Here is an 18285-nt window from a genome sequence, read left to right on the forward strand (position 1 = left end):
ACTGGGTGTTACCGGCGGTGCCGGGACGCGGCGGCGAGCAGCGGTTATCCTTGGTGCCGAGTACCGACTGTCGGAGACCCCGTGAGCGAAACCCCCGCTTCCGCCCTCGAATCCCTGTGGCTGTGCGAGGCCGTGCGCCTGCGCGAAGAGCAGGTCGGCCCGCTGGAAGACAGCGAAGCCAACCGTCGCGCCATCGTCAGTGGCGGCGACCTCGCCCGCCGCCTGCAACACCGTGCGCTGCTGCTCGCCGAGCGTGACGGCCAGCGCGCCGCCCTGCGCACCTGGGTGCAGGGCTCACGCCTGGCGCTTTATCTCTTGCTGGCGCTGGCGCTGTTCACCGGCGGCGGCCTGGCCTTCGCCGCCCTCGGCGACGGCCTGCGCCCGGTCAACGTGTTCTGGGCCCTGGCCAGTTTGCTCGGCCTGCACCTGATTACCCTGATCGGCTGGACCCTGGCCTTCTTCGCTGGCGGCGAGGCTGGCGGTGCGCTCGGCCGCCTGTGGTTGTGGCTGAGCGGCAAGTTCGCCCGCGACGCCCATGCTGCGCAATTGGCGCCCGCGCTGCTGGTGCTGCTGGACCGGCAGAAGCTCACTCGCTGGGCGCTCGGCCTGCTGGTCCACGGTCTCTGGCTCGTCGCCCTGGCCAGCGCGCTGGGCGTGATGCTGGCGCTGCTGGCGACGCGGCGCTACGGCTTCGTCTGGGAGACCACCATCCTCGGCGGCGATACCTTCATCGCCCTGACCCACGGCCTCGGCGCGCTGCCGTCGCTGCTCGGCTTCCCGCAGCCGGACGCCGAACTGGTGCGCGCCAGCGGCGATGCCCTGGTGGCCAGCGAGAACGCGCGCCATGCCTGGGCCGGCTGGCTGGTGGGCATCCTGCTGGTGTACGGCGTGCTGCTGCGCGGCGCGCTCTGGCTGCTCTGCCTGTGGCGCTGGAAGCGCGGACGTGCGCAGTTGGCGCTGGATGTCTCGCTGCCCGGCTACGCCCTGCTGCGCGAGCGTTTGATGCCGGCCAGCGAGCGCCTCGGCGTCAGCGATGCCGCGCCGGACGAACTGATTGAGCCGCAGGCGCAGGCCCCGTCGACCACCGCCGATGGCGCCGTGCTGTTGTCCATCGAACTGCTGGACCGGCCCAACTGGCCGCCGAAGCTGGCGGAAGGCATCGCCAACGCCGGCGACCTCGACGACGGCGCCCAGCGCCGCCGCCTGCTGGAGCAACTTACCCGCTACCCGCCGGCGCGCCTGGTGATCGCCTGCGACCCGCGCCGCTCGCCGGATCGCGGCACCCTGGCGCTGATCGCCGAACTCTCGCGCTGCGCCGCCGCCACCCGCGTCTGGCTGCTGCAGGCGCCGGTCGGCGAAGCGCTGGACGCCGAGCGCCTGGGCGACTGGCACGCCGGCATCGAGCGCCTGCAACTGCCGCACACCTCGGCATCGCCCCTGGGCTGGCTGGAGACCGGGCATGACTGATGCGCTGAAACTGGCCGTGGTCGGCCACACCAACGTCGGCAAGACCTCCCTGCTGCGTACCCTGACCCGCGACGTGGGCTTCGGCGAGGTCTCCCACCGGCCTAGTACCACGCGGCATGTGGAGGGCGCGCGGTTGTCGGTGGACGGCGAACCGCTGCTGGAGCTGTACGACACGCCGGGCCTGGAGGACGCCATCGCCCTGCGCGACTTCCTCGATGGCCTGGAGCGCCCCGGCGAGCGCCTGGACGGCCCGGAGAAGCTGCGTCGCTTCCTCGAGGGCAGTGAAGCCCGTGGCCGCTTCGAGCAGGAGGCCAAGGTGCTGCGCCAGTTGCTCGCTTCCGACGCCGGCCTCTACGTGATCGACGCCCGCGAACCGGTGCTGGCCAAGTACCGCGACGAGCTGGCAGTGCTCGCCGCCTGCGCACGACCGTTGCTGCCGGTACTCAACTTTGTCGCCAGCCCACAGCACCGCGAGGAGCAGTGGCGCGAGGCGCTGTCCCGTCTCGGTCTGCATGCGCTGGTGCGTTTCGATAGCGTGGCGCCGCCGCTGGATGGTGAGCGCCGCCTGTACGAAAGCCTGGCGCTGCTGCTGGAGCGTGCGCGCCCGCAGCTGGATCGACTGGTCGCAGATCACGAGGCCCAGGCCGTCGCCCGCCGCGAGGCCGGGGCGCGGCTGATCGCCGAGCTGCTGGTGGATGTCGCCGCTTGCCGCCAACTGGTGCCCGCTGGCGACAGTGCTGTTCGAGCAGCCACCGAGACGCTGCGCAATCAGGTGCGCAAGCGCGAAGATACCTGCGTGAAGGCGCTGCTCAGCCTCTACGCCTTCCGCAAGGACGACGCCCGCGCCGCCGACCTGCCGTTGCTGGACGGGCGCTGGGGCGATGACCTGTTCAACCCGGAAACTCTCCGCCAACTGGGCATTCGCCTCGGTGGCGGCGTTGCGGCTGGCGCGGCAGCGGGGGCGGGGATCGATCTACTGGTCGGCGGCCTGACCCTTGGCGCAGCCACCGCCCTGGGCGCCATCGCCGGCGGCGCCTGGCAGACAGTCGGCCACTACGGCCAACGCCTGCTGGGCAAGCTCAAGGGCAGTCGCGAGCTGTCGGTGGACGACAGCGTGCTGCGCCTGCTGGCGCTGCGTCAGCGGCAACTGCTGGCGGCCCTGCAGACGCGCGGGCATGCGGCGGTAGAAGCGATCCAGGTGCAATCGCCCGAAGACAAGCAGTGGCGCGAGGGGAAGTTGCCCGAGGCGTTGCGCAAGGCGCGGGCACATCCGGAGTGGTCCGCCCTCAATGGCCGCCGGCGCGGCGAGAAGAGCGAGCGGCAGGAGGCGGTGGCGCAGTTGGCCACTCATCTGCTGGAACCCTAACTACGGTGCAGGAGCGGTTCGCGAGCAAGCTTGCTCCTACAAGGTGCGTCCGGAGCAATTTCGTAGGGCGAATAACGCGTCAGCGTTATCCGCCGGATGCTGGCCGGCGGATAACCTGTTCCAGGTTATGCGCCCTACGGATTCAAAAGGGCTCGCTCGCGAACGCTCTTAGGCGAGCGTGACCATCTCCACCAGCGGCTGCCCGTCGCGTATTTCCAGAATCGCCAACGCAATCGGCAGCTTGAACCGGCGCGGTCCAGCGCTGCCCGGATTCAGGTACAGCACCCCATTGCGCACCTCATTCAGCGGTTTGTGGGAATGCCCCGCCAGCACCACGTCGATGCCTTCGACCGCGGGATCGATGGCCAACTGCTTGAGGTCATGGATCAGGTAGAGCCGCAATCCGCCCAGTTCCAGCAGCAGCGTTTCCGGCAGCGCGGCGGCCCAGTCGTCGGTGTCGTTGTTGCCGCGCACCACGTCCAGCGGCGCCAGTTCGCGCAGCTGATCCAGCAGTGTGGCGGGGCCGATATCGCCCAGGTGCAGGATGCGCTCGCAGCCTTGCAGCGCCGCCAGCGCTTCGGGGCGCAGCAGACCGTGGGTGTCGGCGATGACGCCGATGCGCAGGGTAGTGGTCATTCGGGGAGCATAAACGACGACGCCACCCGAAGGTGGCGTCGTGCCGATTCAGCCGTTGTGCGAGGCCTTCGCAGCGTCGGACTCGGGCAGGAACCAGTTGAGCAGCAGGGCACAGATGCCGCCGGTGGCGACGCCGGATTCCAGCACGTTGCGGATCGCGTGGGGCATGTGCGCGAGGAACTCCGGCACTTGCGAGATGCCCAGGCCCAGCGCCAGGCTGACGGCGATGATCAGCAGCGCGCGGCGGTCCAGGTGGGTGCCGGCGAGGATGTTGATGCCGGAAGCGGCGACCGCGCCGAACATCACCATCACCGCGCCGCCAAGCACCGGCTCGGGAACGGCCTGGATCACCCCGGCGACGCTGGGGAACAGGCCCAGCACGATCAGCATCGCGGCGATCCACAGGCCGACGTGGCGGCTGGCGACGCCGGTCAACTGGATCACGCCGTTGTTCTGCGCGAACACCGAGCTGGGGAAGGTGTTGAACAGGCCGGCCAGCAGAGAGTTGGCACCGTTCACCAGCACGCCGCCCTTGATGCGCTGCATCCACAGCGGGCCCTCGACGGGCTGCTTGGAGATCTTGCTGGTGGCGGTGACGTCACCGATGGCTTCCAGCGAGGTCACCAGGTAGATCACCAGCATCGGGATGAACAGGCTCCAGGAGAAGCCCAGGCCGAAGTGCAGCGGCACCGGGACCTGGAAGGCCGGCGCCTCATGCATGCCGGTGAAGTCCAGGCGGCCCAGATAGCCGGCCAGCGCGTAGCCCACGGCGAGGGCGATGACGATGGCGCCGCTGCGCATCCACACCACCGGGATGCGATTGAGGATGACGATGATCGCCAGCACCAGGCCCGACAGCATCAGGTTCTCGCCGTTGGCGAAGGTGCCGTTGCCCATGGCGGAGAAGCCGCCACCCATGCTGATCAGGCCGACCTTGATCAGGGTCAGGCCGATCATCAGCACCACGATGCCGGTGACCAGCGGGGTGATCAGGCGCTTCACGAAGGGCAGGATGCGCGACACGCCCATCTCCACGAAGGAGCCGGCCATGACCACGCCGAAGATGGCCGCCATCACCGCTTCCACCGGGGTGCCGTTCTTCACCATCAGCGCACCGCCGGCGATCAGCGGGCCGACGAAGTTGAAGCTGGTGCCCTGGACGATCAGAAGGCCCGCGCCGAACGGCCCGAAGCGCTTGCACTGGACGAAGGTGGCGATGCCGGAGATCACCAGCGACATCGACACGATCAGGTTGGTGTCGCGCGGCGACACGCCCAGCGCCTGGCAGATCAGCAGGCCGGGGGTGACGATGGGCACGATGATCGCCAGCAGGTGCTGCAGCGCGGCAAGCCACGCGATGGGCAGGGCGGGGCGGTCTTCCAGGCCGTAGACCAGGTCGGGCTGGTCCTTGGCGGCGGACGGGTTCTCGTGGGAGCTCATGGGCGGCGGTCCGGGAAAAAAGAGCGCGATTTTACTGGGCCAGGGCGGGATCGCACAGTGGTATGAGGCAAGTCGGGAAGAAAGGGGAAGCCTGAGTTCCTACGGCGTCTCTGTACGGCGGCACCCCGGAGACTTTCGGTCTGGAGGATAACTGCCGAATTTTCAACAAGGTGCGCGGACGCGTCTGAGTGTTTGCGCCGGCTGGCGCGGCTTCACTGGGAGGCATCCGGGGCCATTCTGGTTTCCGGCTTAACCCAGAGGGATACGCAGATGCGCAAACAACAGGGCTTCACCCTGATCGAGCTGATGATCGTGGTGGCGATCATCGGGATTCTGGCTTCGGTTTCGTTGCCCATGTATTCGGATTACTCGTCGCGCTCAAGGGCTGCGGCAGCCAAGACAGAGCTGTCCGCCGTCAAAATCGCTGTGAGCCTTTGTATCTCGGAAACGGGCAAGGCAGATGATTGCAAGGCAGGTGATTACGGGATACCGAAAGCTTTTGCTGCGACGTCCAACATCACGGGCGACTATGCGGTGGAAAAGGGTGTGATAAAGGCCACAACCGCGGCCACTGACGCTGATGGGAATGAGCTCAAGATTGAGCTAACGCCTACTAAGGCAACGGGAGCGAGTCCGGTCGCTTGGGAGGAGAAAGGAACCATCTGCAATGCGGACCGCGGCCTCAAGCCGGGTTCGGGCGATTGCCCGAAGAAGTAGTCGTAAACCATCGAGCTACATGAATAAAAAAGCCCGGCATCCGCCGGGCTTTTTCATCTCACCGCCAGACTCAACCGTCCAGCAGCGCCTTGTCGCGCACTGCGCCCTTGTCGGCGCTGGTGGCCAGCAGGGCGTAGGCCTTCAGCGCGGTACTCACCTTGCGTGCGCGGGGTTGAGCCGGCTTCCAGCCTTTCTTGTCCTGATCGGCGCGGCGGGCGGCCAGTTCTTCATCGCTCACCAGCAGGTTGATGCTGCGGTTGGGGATGTCGATCAGTACCTTGTCGCCGTCCTGCACCAGGCCAATGGCGCCGCCTGCGGCGGCTTCCGGCGAGGCGTGGCCGATGGACAGGCCCGAGGTACCGCCGGAGAAGCGGCCGTCGGTGAGCAGGGCGCAAGCCTTGCCCAGGCCCTTGGACTTCAGGTAGCTGGTGGGGTACAGCATTTCCTGCATGCCCGGGCCGCCTTTCGGGCCTTCGTAGCGGATGATCACGATGTCGCCCGGCTTCACTTCGTCGGCGAGGATGCCCTTCACGGCGCCGTCCTGGCTTTCGAAGATCTTCGCGCGACCTTCGAACACGTGGATGGATTCGTCCACGCCGGCGGTCTTCACCACGCAGCCGTCGAGGGCGATGTTGCCGTACAGCACGGCCAGGCCGCCTTCCTGGGAGTAGGCGTGCTCGACGCTGCGGATGCAGCCTTCGGCGCGGTCATCGTCCAGAGTGTCCCAGCGGGTGCTCTGGCTGAACGCGACCTGGGTCGGGATGCCGGCCGGGCCGGCCTTGAAGAAGGTGTGGACCTTCTCGTCCTGGGTCTGGGTGATGTCCCACTCGGCGATGGCGTCGGCCATGCTCGGGCTGTGCACGGTCGGCACGTCGGTGTGCAGCAGGCCGCCACGGGCCAGTTCGCCGAGGATGGAGAAGATGCCACCGGCACGGTGCACGTCTTCCATGTGGTACTTCTGGATGTTCGGCGCGACCTTGCACAGCTGCGGCACCTTGCGCGACAGGCGATCGATGTCGCGCAGGTCGAAGGCGATCTCCGCCTCCTGGGCGGCGGCCAGCAGGTGCAGGATGGTGTTGGTCGAACCGCCCATGGCGATGTCCAGGGTCATGGCGTTCTCGAACGCCTTGAAGCTGGCGACATTGCGCGGCAGCACGGATTCATCGCCTTCGCCGTAGTAGCGCTGGCAGAGCTCGACGGCCAGGCGGCCGGCGCGCAGGAACAGCTGCTCGCGGTCGGAGTGGGTGGCCAGGGTAGAACCATTGCCCGGCAGCGACAGGCCCAGGGCTTCGGTCAGGCAGTTCATCGAGTTGGCGGTGAACATGCCGGAGCAGGAGCCGCAGGTCGGGCAGGCGCTGCGCTCGTACTCGGCGACCTTTTCGTCGGAGCAGGAGTCGTCGGCGGCGACGACCATGGCGTCCACCAGGTCGAGGCCGTGATTAGCCAGCTTGGTCTTGCCGGCTTCCATCGGACCGCCGGAGACGAATACCACCGGGATGTTCAGGCGCAGGGCGGCCATCAGCATGCCGGGGGTGATCTTGTCGCAGTTTGAGATGCAGACGATGGCGTCGGCGCAGTGGGCGTTGACCATGTATTCCACGGAGTCGGCGATGATCTCGCGCGACGGCAGGGAATAGAGCATGCCGTCATGGCCCATGGCGATGCCGTCGTCTACGGCAATGGTGTTGAATTCCTTGGCCACGCCGCCGTGTTTTTCGATCTCGCGGGCTACCAACTGGCCCAGGTCCTTCAGATGCACGTGGCCGGGCACGAACTGGGTGAAGGAGTTGGCGATGGCGATGATCGGCTTCTTGAAGTCTTCGTCCTTCATCCCGGTGGCGCGCCAGAGAGCACGGGCGCCGGCCATGTTGCGGCCGTGGGTGGAGGTTTTCGAGCGGTAATCGGGCATGACAGGTTCCTGCGCATCAGGTCACGGTGGGAGTCGATCCGGGTCTTGAAGTGCGGCGGCGTACAGCGGGTAGGGCTGGCCGGCGAGACCTTGAGCAGACTCTAAGTCGTATCGTGAGCGCGGTACGCACCGGATGCAAACAGCAGATGGCCTTGCATGGGCGAGGTCGGCGCGGGGCGTGGCGGGGTCACCGCCTGCTCGGCCGGGGCTCACAGGCCCGCCGGGGGATAAATGGCAGGAATGTCCCGATTCTACGCCGGGCCTTGCCGCCAGGGAAAGGCTGGCGGTCGGCACAAGGCATAGACTTTCGCCGATCCGGTGCGGTCTGAATGGCCACTGGCGCTTTTCCCGTCCCGTTCGTTGAAGGAGCAACCCCATGAAAGTCACCCGCATCGCCCTGCTCGCCGTGCTGTTTGCCGGCAGTGTGCAGGCTTCGTCCGACGAGGCCTGGCAGGCGCAGGACAAGCAGCAGCGCGAAGCCTGCCTGGCGCTGAGCCATCTGCAGAACAAGAAGGTGCTGGGCTCGCCGGTGCTGTTCGATGACAGCGTGGGCTACACGGCGCTGATGATTGGCGGGACCTATGCGCAGAAACACATGAAGGGCAAACCGGGCCGCGAGCTGTGCCTGTTCGAGCGCAAGACCGGCAAGGCAGTGATCAGCGAGGCGGATTCATTGATGCCGACCAAGTGAAGGCGAGGGACGAGACCGTAGGGTGCATAACGCCCCGGGCGTTATCCGCCATCCGCCGGTGCAATGAAAAACGGGGCGTTCCCTTGCGGAAACGCCCCGTTCCTGTCGTGCCGTAAAGCCTTAGCCGTTGGGCAGCAGGCGCACGGTCAGGCTCTTGATGTAGCGGGTTTCCGGGATCGCCGGGTGTACCGGGTGGTCCGGGCCCTGGCCGCCGCGTTCGAGCAGCTGGATGTTGCGGTCCAGGTGGCGGGCGCTGCCCAGCAGGATGTTCTGCAGGTCGTCCTCGGGCAGGTGCATGGAGCAGGAAGCGCTGACCAGCACGCCGTCCTTGGACAGCAGGCGCATGGCCTGTTCGTTGAGACGGCGGTACGCAGCCTCGCCGTTCTTCAGGTCCTTCTTGCGTTTGATGAACGCGGGCGGGTCGGCAACGATCACGTCGAAGCGCTCGTCGGCGGCCTTCAGTTCGCGCAGGGCGTCGAACACGTCACCTTCCACGCAGGCCACTTTCTCGGCGAGGCCGTTCAGCGTGGCGTTGCGCTCGACACCGTCGAGGGCGAAGCCGGAGGCATCGACGCACATCACTTCGCTGGCGCCGAAGGCTGCGGCCTGGATGCCCCAGCCGCCGATGTAGCTGAACAGATCGAGCACGCGCTTGCCCTGTACGTAGGGCTGCAGGCGGGCGCGGTTCATGCGGTGATCGTAGAACCAGCCGGTCTTCTGGCCGGCCAGCACCGGAGCTTCGAACTTCACGCCGTTCTCTTCCAGGGCGACCCATTCCGGGACTTCGCCGTAGGCGTTGGCGACATAGCGCTCCAGGCCCTCGGCGTCACGGGCGCTGGAGTCGTTCTTCCACAGCACGGCGCTGGGCTTGAGCACCTGCAGCAGCGCGGCGAGCACGTCGTCGCGGTGCTTCTCCATGGTTGCCGAGGCGAGCTGGACGACCAGTACGTCGCCGAAACGGTCCACCACCAGGCCCGGCAGCAGGTCCGAGTCGCCGTAGACCAGACGGTAGAAAGGCTTGTCGAACAGGCGGTCGCGCAGGCTCAGAGCGACGTTCAGGCGGTGGACCAGCAGGGATTTGTCGAGAACGTGCTTGGTATCACGGGAAATCAGGCGGGCGCAGATGAGGTTGTTCGGGCTCATCGCGACGATGCCCAGCGGCTTGCCGTTGGCCATTTCGAGGATGGCCTGTTCGCCGGCGCCGAATCCGTTCAGCGGGGTGGCGGCGACGTCCACCTCGTTGCTGTAGACCCACAGGTGGCCGGCGCGCAGGCGGCGCTCGGCGTTGGCTTTCAGACGCAGGCTGGGCAGGGTCATGGGGAAGGGCTCCGGCAAAAAGAGCGGGATTATAGCGCAGCAGCGTGCGCCGCCGGAGCGCGGCGCGTGCGCGTTTGGTCGATTCGTTGCGGACATGGGCGCCATAAAGCTTCGGCAGGCGCGGCCGATGCATGAACCATCGAAAGGGCAGTTCCAGACGCCTCCGCTCTGGGTAAACTGTGCCTCCCCTCCACTTCGCCAGCGCGCCCCATGTCCCAAGAACTCTCCGCCGAACAGATCCGTCAGGCCCTGCAGGGCATCAGTGTGCCGCCGCAGCCGCAGATCATGGTTGACCTGCAGATGGAGCAGTTCATGCCCAATCCGGACCTGAAGGCGATCGCCAAGCTGATCAGCCAGGATCCAGGGCTGTCCGGCGCGCTGCTGAAGCTGGTGAACTCGCCGTTCTTCGGCCTGGCCAACCGCATCACCTCGATCCAGCGCGCAGTGAACCTGCTGGGCAGCCGCTCGGTGATCAACCTGATCAACGCGCAGTCGATCAAGGGAGAGATGACCGACGCCACCATCGTCACCCTCAACCGCTTCTGGGATACCGCTCAGGACGTGGCCATGAGCTGCCTGACCCTGGCCAAGCGCATCGGCTACGAGTCGGTGGACGAGGCGTATGCGCTGGGGCTGTTCCACAACTGCGGCATCCCGCTGATGCTCAAGCGCTTCCCGCACTACATGGCGGTGCTGGAGGAGGCCTACGCCAGCGCGAGCGACGAGCGCCGCGTGGTGGACACCGAAAATCGCGTGCTGAACACCAACCATGCGGTGGTCGGCTATTTCACCGCGCGCTCCTGGCGCTTGCCTGAGCACGTGTGCGAGGCCATCGCCAACCACCACAATGCGCTGTCGATCTTCAGCGAGGACAACTGCCGCGATACCCAGCTGAAGAACCTGCTGGCCATCCTCAAGATGGCCGAGCACATCTGCGGCTCGTACCGTGTACTTGGCAATCAGGACGAGGACCACGAGTGGGAGAGCGTGCGTGCGTTGGTGCTGGATTACGTCGGGCTCAGCGAGTACGACTTCGAGAATCTCAAGGCGAGCATTCTCGAGCTTGGTGTGGGGCAGGGGACGTACTGACCTCGGATGTGTCCTTGTAGGAACGAGCTGTCTTCAAGAATGAAAAAGCCGGGCATCTGCCCGGCTTTTTCGTCCAACGTCGGCGATCAGTCGAGCATGTCGCTGAAGCGTTCGTCCTTCTTGTAGGCAATGGTCTGGCTGAAGCCGGGGACCTGGATGCCCTGGTCGCTGATCTCGATGGCCTGCTCGTCGATCATGTCGTTGCCGAAGTTGTAAATGATGTCGAAACGGCCCTGGATCGCGGCTTCGTCGTACTGCCGGGCGGCAGCGCGAGTGGCTTCGCGGCGGCCCTGGTAGTCGGCGAAGGCGGCGTCGCCGTGGCGCTTGCGCAGCATCTTCTCGGTGATGGCCGGGGACAGCAGCACGCCGGTGGCGTTGTTGCCGCCGAAACCCTTGGAATTGATGAAGCAGACTTCCAGGTCGTCGCGGCGCACGTCGCTGCTGGACAGGGCGATGTGGTCCTTGAAGACGTCGTCGGCGAACTTGTCGACGGTCTTGATGCCGGGGATGACGCCGTAGCGGAAGGTGCCCAGGGCGGAGATCATCTGGTCGGCGCTGGCGGTGGCCAGGGAGTGGCCGACGAAGGCTTTCACCGCGGTGACCGGCCAGCCCTCGATGCCGAAGGCGGTGGCGACGCGGTCGAGGATTTCCGATTCGGTCACGCGGTTGGCCGGGGTGCTGGAACCGTGGGCGTGGACGAAGCTGTGCTGGCGCACGCTCTTCTCGCCGACGATCTGCGCGGCGGCGGCCACGGCCTTGGCCATGGTCAGGTAGTTGCCCGGACCGGGAGCGGAGATGGACTTCTTGAAGCCGTCGGCGTTGATGAACACGTCCGGCACCGAACCGTGGATGTCGGCACCCAGCTCCAGGGCCAGGGCGTCGTCCATCAGCACCACGTACTGCGCGGACTCGGCCAGGGAGAAGCCGCAGTTGTCGCCGAACGGGCGGCTGGCGCGGCGGAAGTCGACGTCGTCGCGGCCTTCGATGTGGCGCAGGCCTTCCTCTGTGGCCAGCGCGCCCATGGCGGCGTAGCCCTCGATGATCTCGGAGGTGATCGGCGCTTCGGCGTTGCCGACGATGGCCACGCGGGCCTGGCCGGTGGTGATGACGTCGATGCCTTTCTGCAGGTTGTACAGGAAGGTGGCGCAGGCGCCGGTGACGCTACCGGTCATGCCGACGCTGCCCAGCACGTAGGCGTTGATGAAGTCGGTGGGCATGCTGTTGAAGCCCAGCGGCAGCTGCTTGGCTGACACGCGGTGGCCACGCAGGCGCGACTGCAGCAGGCCGCCGAAGCCGTTCTCGTCGAGCTGGCTCATGATGCTGCTGGAGAATACGGCGATTTCGTCAGGCTGTACGGCGTTGCAGATGGTCTGCCAGTCGAGGCCGGTGGAGCGCACCGCGTCGGTGGCGGCGACCACGGACATCTGCAGGCCGCGCGGGTGGAAGCGCGAGTTGTACAGCTCGCTCGGCTCGAAGCCGGTGGGCAGCTGGCCGGCGGACTTCACCGGCAGCGCGCGGTAGCTGTCGACCTTGAATTCGCAGCTGTCGTGCAGGGTGACGCGGACTTCGCCGCCTTCGAGTTCCTCCACCGACCAGTTGGCCGGCAGCGGCTCGGGCAGTTGCTTGCGCAAGGTGGTGAAAGTCACCGGGCTGCCGGCGGCGTTGACGGTGAGGCTCTTGTGGCAGTGCGCGGCGTCGACGTCGAGGTATTGCAGCTCGATGCGGCGGATCAGGGTGGACTGGCGAATCTGTTGCTCGAAGCGCTGCTCGATGGCGGCAAGATCGAGGCTGTTGCCGTCGGCGTCCTGGTACTGGCCATCGACGACCTTGACCAGTTTCATCATAACCGCGAGACCGGCGAGGGTTTCCTGGCGGGCGGCGGGCTCCATGGATTCAAGGACGGTACGGCGGAACCCATGGTGGAAGGAACTGCGGCCTGCCGCGTTATATCCACCAAAACCAACGATGACCGGTAGTCGAGACATCTCTCGGAAACTCCTTCAGCAAGTGCATCTTGCGCGCCGGACGACGGTGGCCCATGGAGGGGCAGCCCGGTGGCACAAAGCCAGGCGTGGCTTCTAGTGATTCGGAATGCTTTAGCTGACGAGGATGATGACCGCCGAGTCACGCTCGCGCCAGGATTTGTCGGAAGAAGGCGACGAGTTCCCGTGCGAATCTTGCAGGAGTCATGAATGAAAACGGGAGCCGCGACGGGCTCCCGTTTTTTACCGCGGCAAAACTCAGCGGTATTCGATGCCGGCTTTCTTGGTGCTGACCCGGGTGCCGGATTCGCCCTTGGTGATGGCGACGATGTTTTCCAGCGAGCCGATCACCGCGTCCTTGCCGGTGTTGCGGGCGAACTCCATGGCAGCCTGGACTTTCGGGCCCATGGAGCCAGCGGCGAAGCCTAGGCGTTCCAGTTCGTCCGGGTGCGCCTGGGCGATGGCTTTCTGGGTTGGCTTGCCCCAGTCGATGTAGGCCGCGTCCACGTCGGTGGCGATGATCAGGATGTCAGCCGACAGTTCCTGGGCCAGCAGCGAGGAGCAGAGGTCTTTGTCGATCACCGCTTCGACACCGGAGAGCTTCTTGCCCGACTCGTCGTACATGGTCGGAATGCCGCCGCCGCCCGCGCAGATGACGATGGTGCCTTTCTCCAGCAGCCACTTGACCGGACGAATCTCGAAGATGCGTTTCGGACGCGGGCTGGCCACGACGCGGCGGAACTTGTCGCCGTCCGGGGCGATGCTCCAGCCTTTTTCCTTGGCGAGGGCTTCGGCCTCTTCCTTGGAGTAGACCGGGCCGATGGGCTTGGTCGGGTTCTGGAAAGCCGGGTCCTTGGAATCGACCTCGACCTGGGTGAGCAGGGTGGCGAACGGCACTTCGAACGGCAGCAGGTTGCCCATTTCCTGTTCGATCATGTAGCCGATCATGCCTTCGGTCTCGGCGCCGAGAACGTCCAGCGGGTAAGGACTGACCTTTTCGTAGGCTGCGCCCTGCAGGGCCAGCAGGCCGACCTGCGGGCCGTTGCCGTGGGCGATCACCAGTTCGTTGCCCGGGGCAACCTTGGCGATCTGTTCGGCAGCGATCCGTACGTTGGTGCGCTGGTTGTCGGCAGTCATGGGCTCGCCACGACGCAGCAGGGCATTACCGCCCAATGCGACGACGATACGCATATTCATTTCCTCCGAAAGAGTGGGAGCGCCCGGACCGGCGACCTCGTCGCGGTCCGGGGCTGTCCGGCATTACATGTCGGCGAGGGTCGAAACGAGGATTGCCTTGATGGTGTGCATGCGGTTTTCCGCCTGCTCGAAGGCAATGTTGTAGGGGGATTCGAAGACGTCTTCGGTCACTTCGATGCCGTTCTTCAGGTTCGGGTACTTGGCGGCGATTTCCTTGCCGACCTTGGTCTCGCTGTTGTGGAAGGCGGGCAGGCAGTGCATGAACTTCACGCGCGGGTTGCCGGCGGCCTTCATCATGTCCAGGTTGACCTGGTAGGGAAGCAGTTCGCTGATGCGTTCGCCCCAGGCTTCGACCGGCTCACCCATCGATACCCACACGTCGGTGTGGATGAAGTCCACGCCTTTGACGGCTTCTTTCGGGTCTTCGGTGATGGTGATGCGGGCACCGCTTTCTTCAGCGAACTTCTTGCAGGCGGCAACGTGCTCGTCGGTCGGCCAGAGTTCCTTCGGTGCGGCAATGCGTACGTCCATGCCCAGTTTGGCGCCGATCAGCAGCAGGGAGTTACCCATGTTGTTGCGGGCGTCGCCCAGGTAAGCGTAGGCGATATCATGTAGCGGCTTGTCGCTGTGCTCGCGCATGGTCAGCACGTCGGCCAGCATCTGGGTCGGGTGGTATTCGTCGGTCAGGCCGTTGAACACCGGAACGCCGGCGAACTTGGCCAGTTCTTCGACAATTTCCTGCTTGAAGCCACGGTACTCGATGGCGTCATACATACGGCCCAGTACGCGGGCGGTGTCCTTCATCGACTCCTTGTGGCCGATCTGCGAGGAGTTCGGGTCGATGTAGGTAACGTTGGCGCCCTGGTCATAGGCGGCGACTTCGAAGGCGCAGCGGGTGCGGGTCGAGGTCTTTTCGAAGATCAGCGCAATGTTGTTGCCTTTCAGGTGTTGCTGCTCGGTACCGGTGTACTTGGCGCGTTTCAGGTCGCGGGACAGGTCGAGCAGATAGCGCAACTCGCGGGTGCTGTGGTGCATCAGGCTGAGCAGGTTGCGGTTGTGCATATTGAAAGCCATGGTGTTTCTCCTTGTGGGATCCGATCTCGCCCGCGTCAGTACAGCTCGTGGCTGGCGGGGCAGGCGGCCCTGGCAAGGGCCGCCTCGTGAGGTCAATGCGCTCTGGTTGAGGTAGTCGCGTTTATCGGGTGCCGATCGATCAATAGTCGATCGGGTCGCGGATGATCGGGCAGGTCATGCAGTGACCGCCGCCACGGCCCCGGCCCAGTTCGCCGGCGCTGATGGTGATGACTTCCACGCCAGCCTTGCGCAGCAGGGTGTTGGTGTAGGTGTTGCGGTCGTAACCAACCACCACGCCCGGTTCCAGGCAGACCACGTTGTTACCGTCGTCCCACTGTTCGCGTTCGGCGGCGAAGCTGTTGCCGCCGGTTTCGACGACGCGCAGTTTCTTCAGGCCCAGGGACTCGGCGACGACAGTCATGAAGTCCTTGTCTTCGCGCTGGACGTTGATGCCGTAGGGGCTCTTCTCGTCCGGGCGCAGGATGAACGGAACGATCTCTTTCACCACTTCCGGGAAGACGGTGACCAGGTCGCGGTCGCAGAAGGTGAAGACGGTGTCCAGGTGCATCGCGGCGCGGGATTTCGGCAGACCGGCGACGATGACTTTCTCGGCAGCGCCCTTGGCGAACAGCGCCTGGGCTACCTGGCCGATGGCCTGGCGGGAGGAGCGTTCGCCCATGCCGATCAGGACGACGCCATTGCCGATGGGCATCACGTCACCACCCTCAAGGGTGGACATGCCGTGGTCTTTGTCCGGATCGCCGTACCAGACTTCGAATTCGGCGTTGGTGAATTCCGGGTGGAACTTGTAGATGGCGGTGGTCAGCAGGGTTTCTTGACGTCGCGCCGGCCAGTACATGGGGTTCAGGGTCACGCCGCCATAGATCCAGCAGGTGGTGTCACGGGTGAACTGGGTGTTGGGCAGAGGCGGCAGCAGGAAGCTGGAGTGGCCCAGGTAGTCGCGGTACATCTTCAGCGCCTTGGCGCCTTCGCTTTCCGGGATATCGTCGGCGGCCACGCCACCGATGAGAAATTCGGCCAGCTTGCGCGGTTCCAGGCTTTCCAGCCAGCCACGCAGTTCCTGGGTCAGCCCGAGGCCGACGCTGTCAGCGGTGATCTTGCGATCAAGGATCCACTTCAGGGCTTCGGGGTTCGCCACGATGTCGGTCAGCAGGTTGTGCATTTCCAGAACATCGATGCCGCGTTCGCGCATCTTGGTGACGAAGTCGAAGTGGTCGCGCTTCGCCTGGTTCACCCAGATAACGTCGTCGAACAGCAACTCGTCGCAGTTGCTCGGGGTCAGGCGTTGATGGGCGAGTCCGGGCGAGCAGACCATCACTTTGCGTAGTTTGCCAGCTTCAGAATGAACGCCAAGTTTGGTTTTTTCCGTGCTCATGAGATGTCTCCAGGAGTTACAGAGTGAGGAAGCCGTCGTAGAGGCCATAGGCCGCGATCAGTGCACCGATCACGACAACCGCGAAGATGAGCTTCTCGACATTGGTGAAGATGGGTTGACCCACTTCATGTTTCGCTTTGGCGAAGAGGATGACGCCGGGCGCGTACAGCAGCGCCGACAGCAGCAGGTACTTCAGGCCGCCTGCGTAGATCAGCCACACTGCGTAGAGAACCGAGATGCCGGCGATGATCAGGTCTTTGCTGCGCTCGCCCGGATCGTTCTCGTAGGTCTCGCCCTTGACTGCCAGCAGCAGGCCGTAGGCGGCAGACCAGAAGTACGGGACCAGGATCATCGAGGTCGCCAGCAGCAGCATCTTGGTGTACGGGTCCATGCCGTTCGGGTCACCCGAGGTGAAGAAGGTGATCACCAGGAAGACCTGTACGCAGATGTTGGTCAGCCAGAGAGCATTGGCCGGCACCTGGTTGGCGTTCTCCTTGCGGAGGAACTCCGGCATGGTGTGGTCCTTGGCGGCGGCGAACATGATCTCGGCGCACAGCAGTACCCAGGAGAGCAGGGCACCCAGCAGGGAGATCAGCAGGCCGACGCTGATCAGGACAGCGCCCCAGTGACCGACCACATGCTCCAGCACCAGCGCCATCGACGGGTTCTGCAGCTTGGCCAGTTCCGGCTGGGTCATCACGCCCATGGACAGCACGTTCACCAGCACCAGCAGCAACAGGACGGTAATGAAGCCGATCACGGTGGCCTTACCGACGTCCGAACGTTTTTCCGCACGGGAGGAGAAGATGCTCGCGCCTTCGATGCCGATGAACACCCACACGGTGACCAGCATCATGTTGCGCACCTGGTTCATCACGCTGCCCAGGTCAGGGTTGCTCTTGCCCCAGATGTCCGCGGTGAAGATGTCCAGCTTGAAGGCGAACAGGCAGATCAGGATGAACAGGAACAGCGGAACGATCTTCGCCACCGTGGTGACGGTGTTGATGAAAGCCGCTTCCTTGATCCCGCGCAGCACCAGGAAGTGCAGGGCCCACAGCAGCACGGACGCGCAGATGATTGCCGCGACGGTGTCGCCCTTGCCGAAGATCGGGAAGAAGTAGCCCAGGGTGCTGAACAGAAGAAGGAAGTAACCGACGTTGCCGAGCCAGGCGCTGATCCAGTAACCCCAGGCTGAAGAGAAGCCCATGTAGTCACCGAAACCGGCCTTGGCGTAGGCGTACACACCGCCGTCGAGTTGGGGTTTGCGGTTGGCCAGGGTCTGGAAGACGAATGCCAGGGTCAGCATGCCGACCGCGGTAATGGCCCAGCCGATGAGGATAGCGCCGACGTCAGCGCTGGCGGCCATGTTTTGCGGCAGGGAGAAGATGCCCCCACCGATCATCGAGCCGACAACAAGAGCCGTCAAAGCGCCTAGCTTCAGTTTTTGGCTGCTTTCTTGCGACATTTAAGAATCTCCCTATAGGAAGTTGGAGAGTGAGGCTATTTAGCGCCCGTCTAGGCGGGGCACTCCTGATTCAGGTCAATAGCTTGCTATCCAATGTATTGGGCAGTACTTCCTGCTCTGCCCACCCCGCATAAACCATAGGAGAGGTTTTGCATTAGCGCCCGATTTAGAGGGGATTTCGTGAAGATTTGAGCGCGATTTCATGACCACGGAATGGCAGTCGATTTCGCAGGCCCACGCGGGGCGCGCTGTTGCGCTTGATTCGCAGGTGCAGAGAGGCGCAGGACCGCTGTGTAGGAAAGTCCTGAGCGAAGATGCGAGAGGGGGAAATTGGCCGGGGCAGGATCACTGCACCCGGCGATGCGCCTGTCGAATCGAAGACGCGAGATGGCAAGAAGCCCGAAGGACACCGTCGGGTTCGTGGCCCGGCGGGCGCGACGTGGCGGGCACGTCGCGAAGTGGGATGCACGAGGCAATCGCACCTGTGTCGCAGAGCAAGGTGTGTGCCAGGGCTGGAGGTTACGTCAGAGCGCTCTGTG

14 protein-coding genes are annotated in these 18285 nt (G+C 64.8%); 5 read left to right on the forward strand and 9 right to left on the reverse strand.

Annotation, left to right across the window (positions count from 1 at the left end):
• Window positions 1-81 precede the first annotated feature (81 nt).
• Both ACIPK7_RS20945 and ACIPK7_RS20950 read left to right on the forward strand, forming a co-directional pair.
• Window positions 82-1467, forward strand: coding sequence for a DUF2868 domain-containing protein (locus ACIPK7_RS20945; RefSeq protein WP_192433156.1), 1386 nt, complete (start codon window positions 82-84; stop codon window positions 1465-1467).
• Entirely contained in the window at window positions 1460-2833 is a 1374-nt protein-coding gene (locus ACIPK7_RS20950; RefSeq protein WP_192433154.1) for a GTPase/DUF3482 domain-containing protein, read from the forward strand. The genes ACIPK7_RS20945 and ACIPK7_RS20950 overlap by 8 nt, the downstream gene beginning before the upstream one ends.
• 168 nt (window positions 2834-3001) lie before the next feature.
• Here ACIPK7_RS20950 and ACIPK7_RS20955 read toward each other — a convergent pair whose 3' ends face one another.
• Together ACIPK7_RS20955 and ACIPK7_RS20960 are read right to left on the reverse strand one after the other, a co-directional pair.
• The gene (locus tag ACIPK7_RS20955; RefSeq protein ID WP_192433152.1) at window positions 3002-3469 is read right to left on the reverse strand and encodes a metallophosphoesterase family protein; all 468 of its coding nucleotides are present in this window, start codon (window positions 3467-3469) and stop codon (window positions 3002-3004) included.
• Window positions 3470-3517: 48 nt separating this feature from the next.
• Complete coding sequence (locus ACIPK7_RS20960) at window positions 3518-4909, reverse strand: uracil-xanthine permease family protein (RefSeq protein WP_401089938.1); 1392 nt, start codon at window positions 4907-4909, stop codon at window positions 3518-3520.
• Between the two features lie 270 nt (window positions 4910-5179).
• Here ACIPK7_RS20960 and ACIPK7_RS20965 point away from each other — a divergent pair, with 270 nt between their 5' ends.
• Complete coding sequence (locus tag ACIPK7_RS20965; RefSeq protein WP_401089940.1) at window positions 5180-5626, forward strand: prepilin-type N-terminal cleavage/methylation domain-containing protein; 447 nt, start codon at window positions 5180-5182, stop codon at window positions 5624-5626.
• Window positions 5627-5696: 70 nt separating this feature from the next.
• Here the strand turns inward: ACIPK7_RS20965 and ilvD are convergent, their stop codons facing one another.
• Window positions 5697-7535, reverse strand: a complete 1839-nt coding sequence (gene ilvD / locus ACIPK7_RS20970; RefSeq protein WP_401089942.1) for a dihydroxy-acid dehydratase — start codon at window positions 7533-7535, stop codon at window positions 5697-5699.
• Window positions 7536-7911: 376 nt separating this feature from the next.
• Between ilvD and ACIPK7_RS20975 the strand changes: the two genes are divergently transcribed.
• Window positions 7912-8226, forward strand: a complete 315-nt coding sequence (locus ACIPK7_RS20975; RefSeq protein WP_401089944.1) for a hypothetical protein — start codon at window positions 7912-7914, stop codon at window positions 8224-8226.
• Between the two features lie 120 nt (window positions 8227-8346).
• Here the strand turns inward: ACIPK7_RS20975 and ACIPK7_RS20980 are convergent, their stop codons facing one another.
• Window positions 8347-9543 carry a class I SAM-dependent rRNA methyltransferase gene (locus tag ACIPK7_RS20980; RefSeq protein ID WP_192433142.1) on the reverse strand — a complete coding sequence of 399 codons (1197 nt, stop codon included), beginning with the start codon at window positions 9541-9543 and terminating at the stop codon, window positions 8347-8349.
• A 264-nt stretch (window positions 9544-9807) separates the two neighbouring features.
• On the opposite strand from ACIPK7_RS20980, the gene ACIPK7_RS20985 reads away from it, so the two are divergent.
• Entirely contained in the window at window positions 9808-10632 is an 825-nt protein-coding gene (locus tag ACIPK7_RS20985) for an HDOD domain-containing protein (RefSeq protein ID WP_138214273.1), read from the forward strand.
• 86 nt (window positions 10633-10718) lie between these two features.
• Here the strand turns inward: ACIPK7_RS20985 and ACIPK7_RS20990 are convergent, their stop codons facing one another.
• From ACIPK7_RS20990 to arcD, 5 genes are all read right to left on the reverse strand, one after another.
• Window positions 10719-12617 (reverse strand): beta-ketoacyl synthase, encoded by a 1899-nt coding sequence (locus ACIPK7_RS20990; RefSeq protein WP_401089946.1) that lies wholly within the window; start codon window positions 12615-12617, stop codon window positions 10719-10721.
• Window positions 12618-12872: 255 nt separating this feature from the next.
• Window positions 12873-13805, reverse strand: a complete 933-nt coding sequence (arcC, locus tag ACIPK7_RS20995; protein WP_138524292.1) for a carbamate kinase — start codon at window positions 13803-13805, stop codon at window positions 12873-12875.
• A 69-nt stretch (window positions 13806-13874) separates the two neighbouring features.
• Window positions 13875-14885 carry an ornithine carbamoyltransferase gene (locus tag ACIPK7_RS21000; protein WP_192433138.1) on the reverse strand — a complete coding sequence of 337 codons (1011 nt, stop codon included), beginning with the start codon at window positions 14883-14885 and terminating at the stop codon, window positions 13875-13877.
• Between the two features lie 139 nt (window positions 14886-15024).
• Entirely contained in the window at window positions 15025-16281 is a 1257-nt protein-coding gene (gene arcA / locus ACIPK7_RS21005) for an arginine deiminase (RefSeq protein WP_088420165.1), read from the reverse strand.
• Between the two features lie 16 nt (window positions 16282-16297).
• Window positions 16298-17746 carry an arginine-ornithine antiporter gene (gene arcD / locus ACIPK7_RS21010; protein ID WP_192433136.1) on the reverse strand — a complete coding sequence of 483 codons (1449 nt, stop codon included), beginning with the start codon at window positions 17744-17746 and terminating at the stop codon, window positions 16298-16300.
• Window positions 17747-18285: the final 539 nt, after the last annotated feature.

It is taken from the genome of Pseudomonas sp. NPDC086581 (assembly GCF_044746165.1).
GTDB lineage: Bacteria > Pseudomonadota > Gammaproteobacteria > Pseudomonadales > Pseudomonadaceae > Pseudomonas.

Excerpts from the sequence above, each read along its gene's own strand:
- ACIPK7_RS20950 (WP_192433154.1), top strand. The coding sequence starts at position 1,460 with ATGACTGATGCGCTGAAACTGGCCGTGGTCGGCCACACCAACGTCGGC.
- ACIPK7_RS20980 (WP_192433142.1), bottom strand. The coding sequence starts at position 9,543 with ATGACCCTGCCCAGCCTGCGTCTGAAAGCCAACGCCGAGCGCCGCCTG.
- ilvD (WP_401089942.1), bottom strand. The coding sequence starts at position 7,535 with ATGCCCGATTACCGCTCGAAAACCTCCACCCACGGCCGCAACATGGCC.
- ACIPK7_RS20960 (WP_401089938.1), bottom strand. The coding sequence starts at position 4,909 with ATGAGCTCCCACGAGAACCCGTCCGCCGCCAAGGACCAGCCCGACCTG.
- arcA (WP_088420165.1), bottom strand. The coding sequence starts at position 16,281 with ATGAGCACGGAAAAAACCAAACTTGGCGTTCATTCTGAAGCTGGCAAA.
- ACIPK7_RS20955 (WP_192433152.1), bottom strand. The coding sequence starts at position 3,469 with ATGACCACTACCCTGCGCATCGGCGTCATCGCCGACACCCACGGTCTG.
- ACIPK7_RS20975 (WP_401089944.1), top strand. The coding sequence starts at position 7,912 with ATGAAAGTCACCCGCATCGCCCTGCTCGCCGTGCTGTTTGCCGGCAGT.
- ACIPK7_RS21000 (WP_192433138.1), bottom strand. The coding sequence starts at position 14,885 with ATGGCTTTCAATATGCACAACCGCAACCTGCTCAGCCTGATGCACCAC.
- arcD (WP_192433136.1), bottom strand. The coding sequence starts at position 17,746 with ATGTCGCAAGAAAGCAGCCAAAAACTGAAGCTAGGCGCTTTGACGGCT.
- ACIPK7_RS20965 (WP_401089940.1), top strand. The coding sequence starts at position 5,180 with ATGCGCAAACAACAGGGCTTCACCCTGATCGAGCTGATGATCGTGGTG.
- ACIPK7_RS20990 (WP_401089946.1), bottom strand. The coding sequence starts at position 12,617 with ATGTCTCGACTACCGGTCATCGTTGGTTTTGGTGGATATAACGCGGCA.
- arcC (WP_138524292.1), bottom strand. The coding sequence starts at position 13,805 with ATGCGTATCGTCGTCGCATTGGGCGGTAATGCCCTGCTGCGTCGTGGC.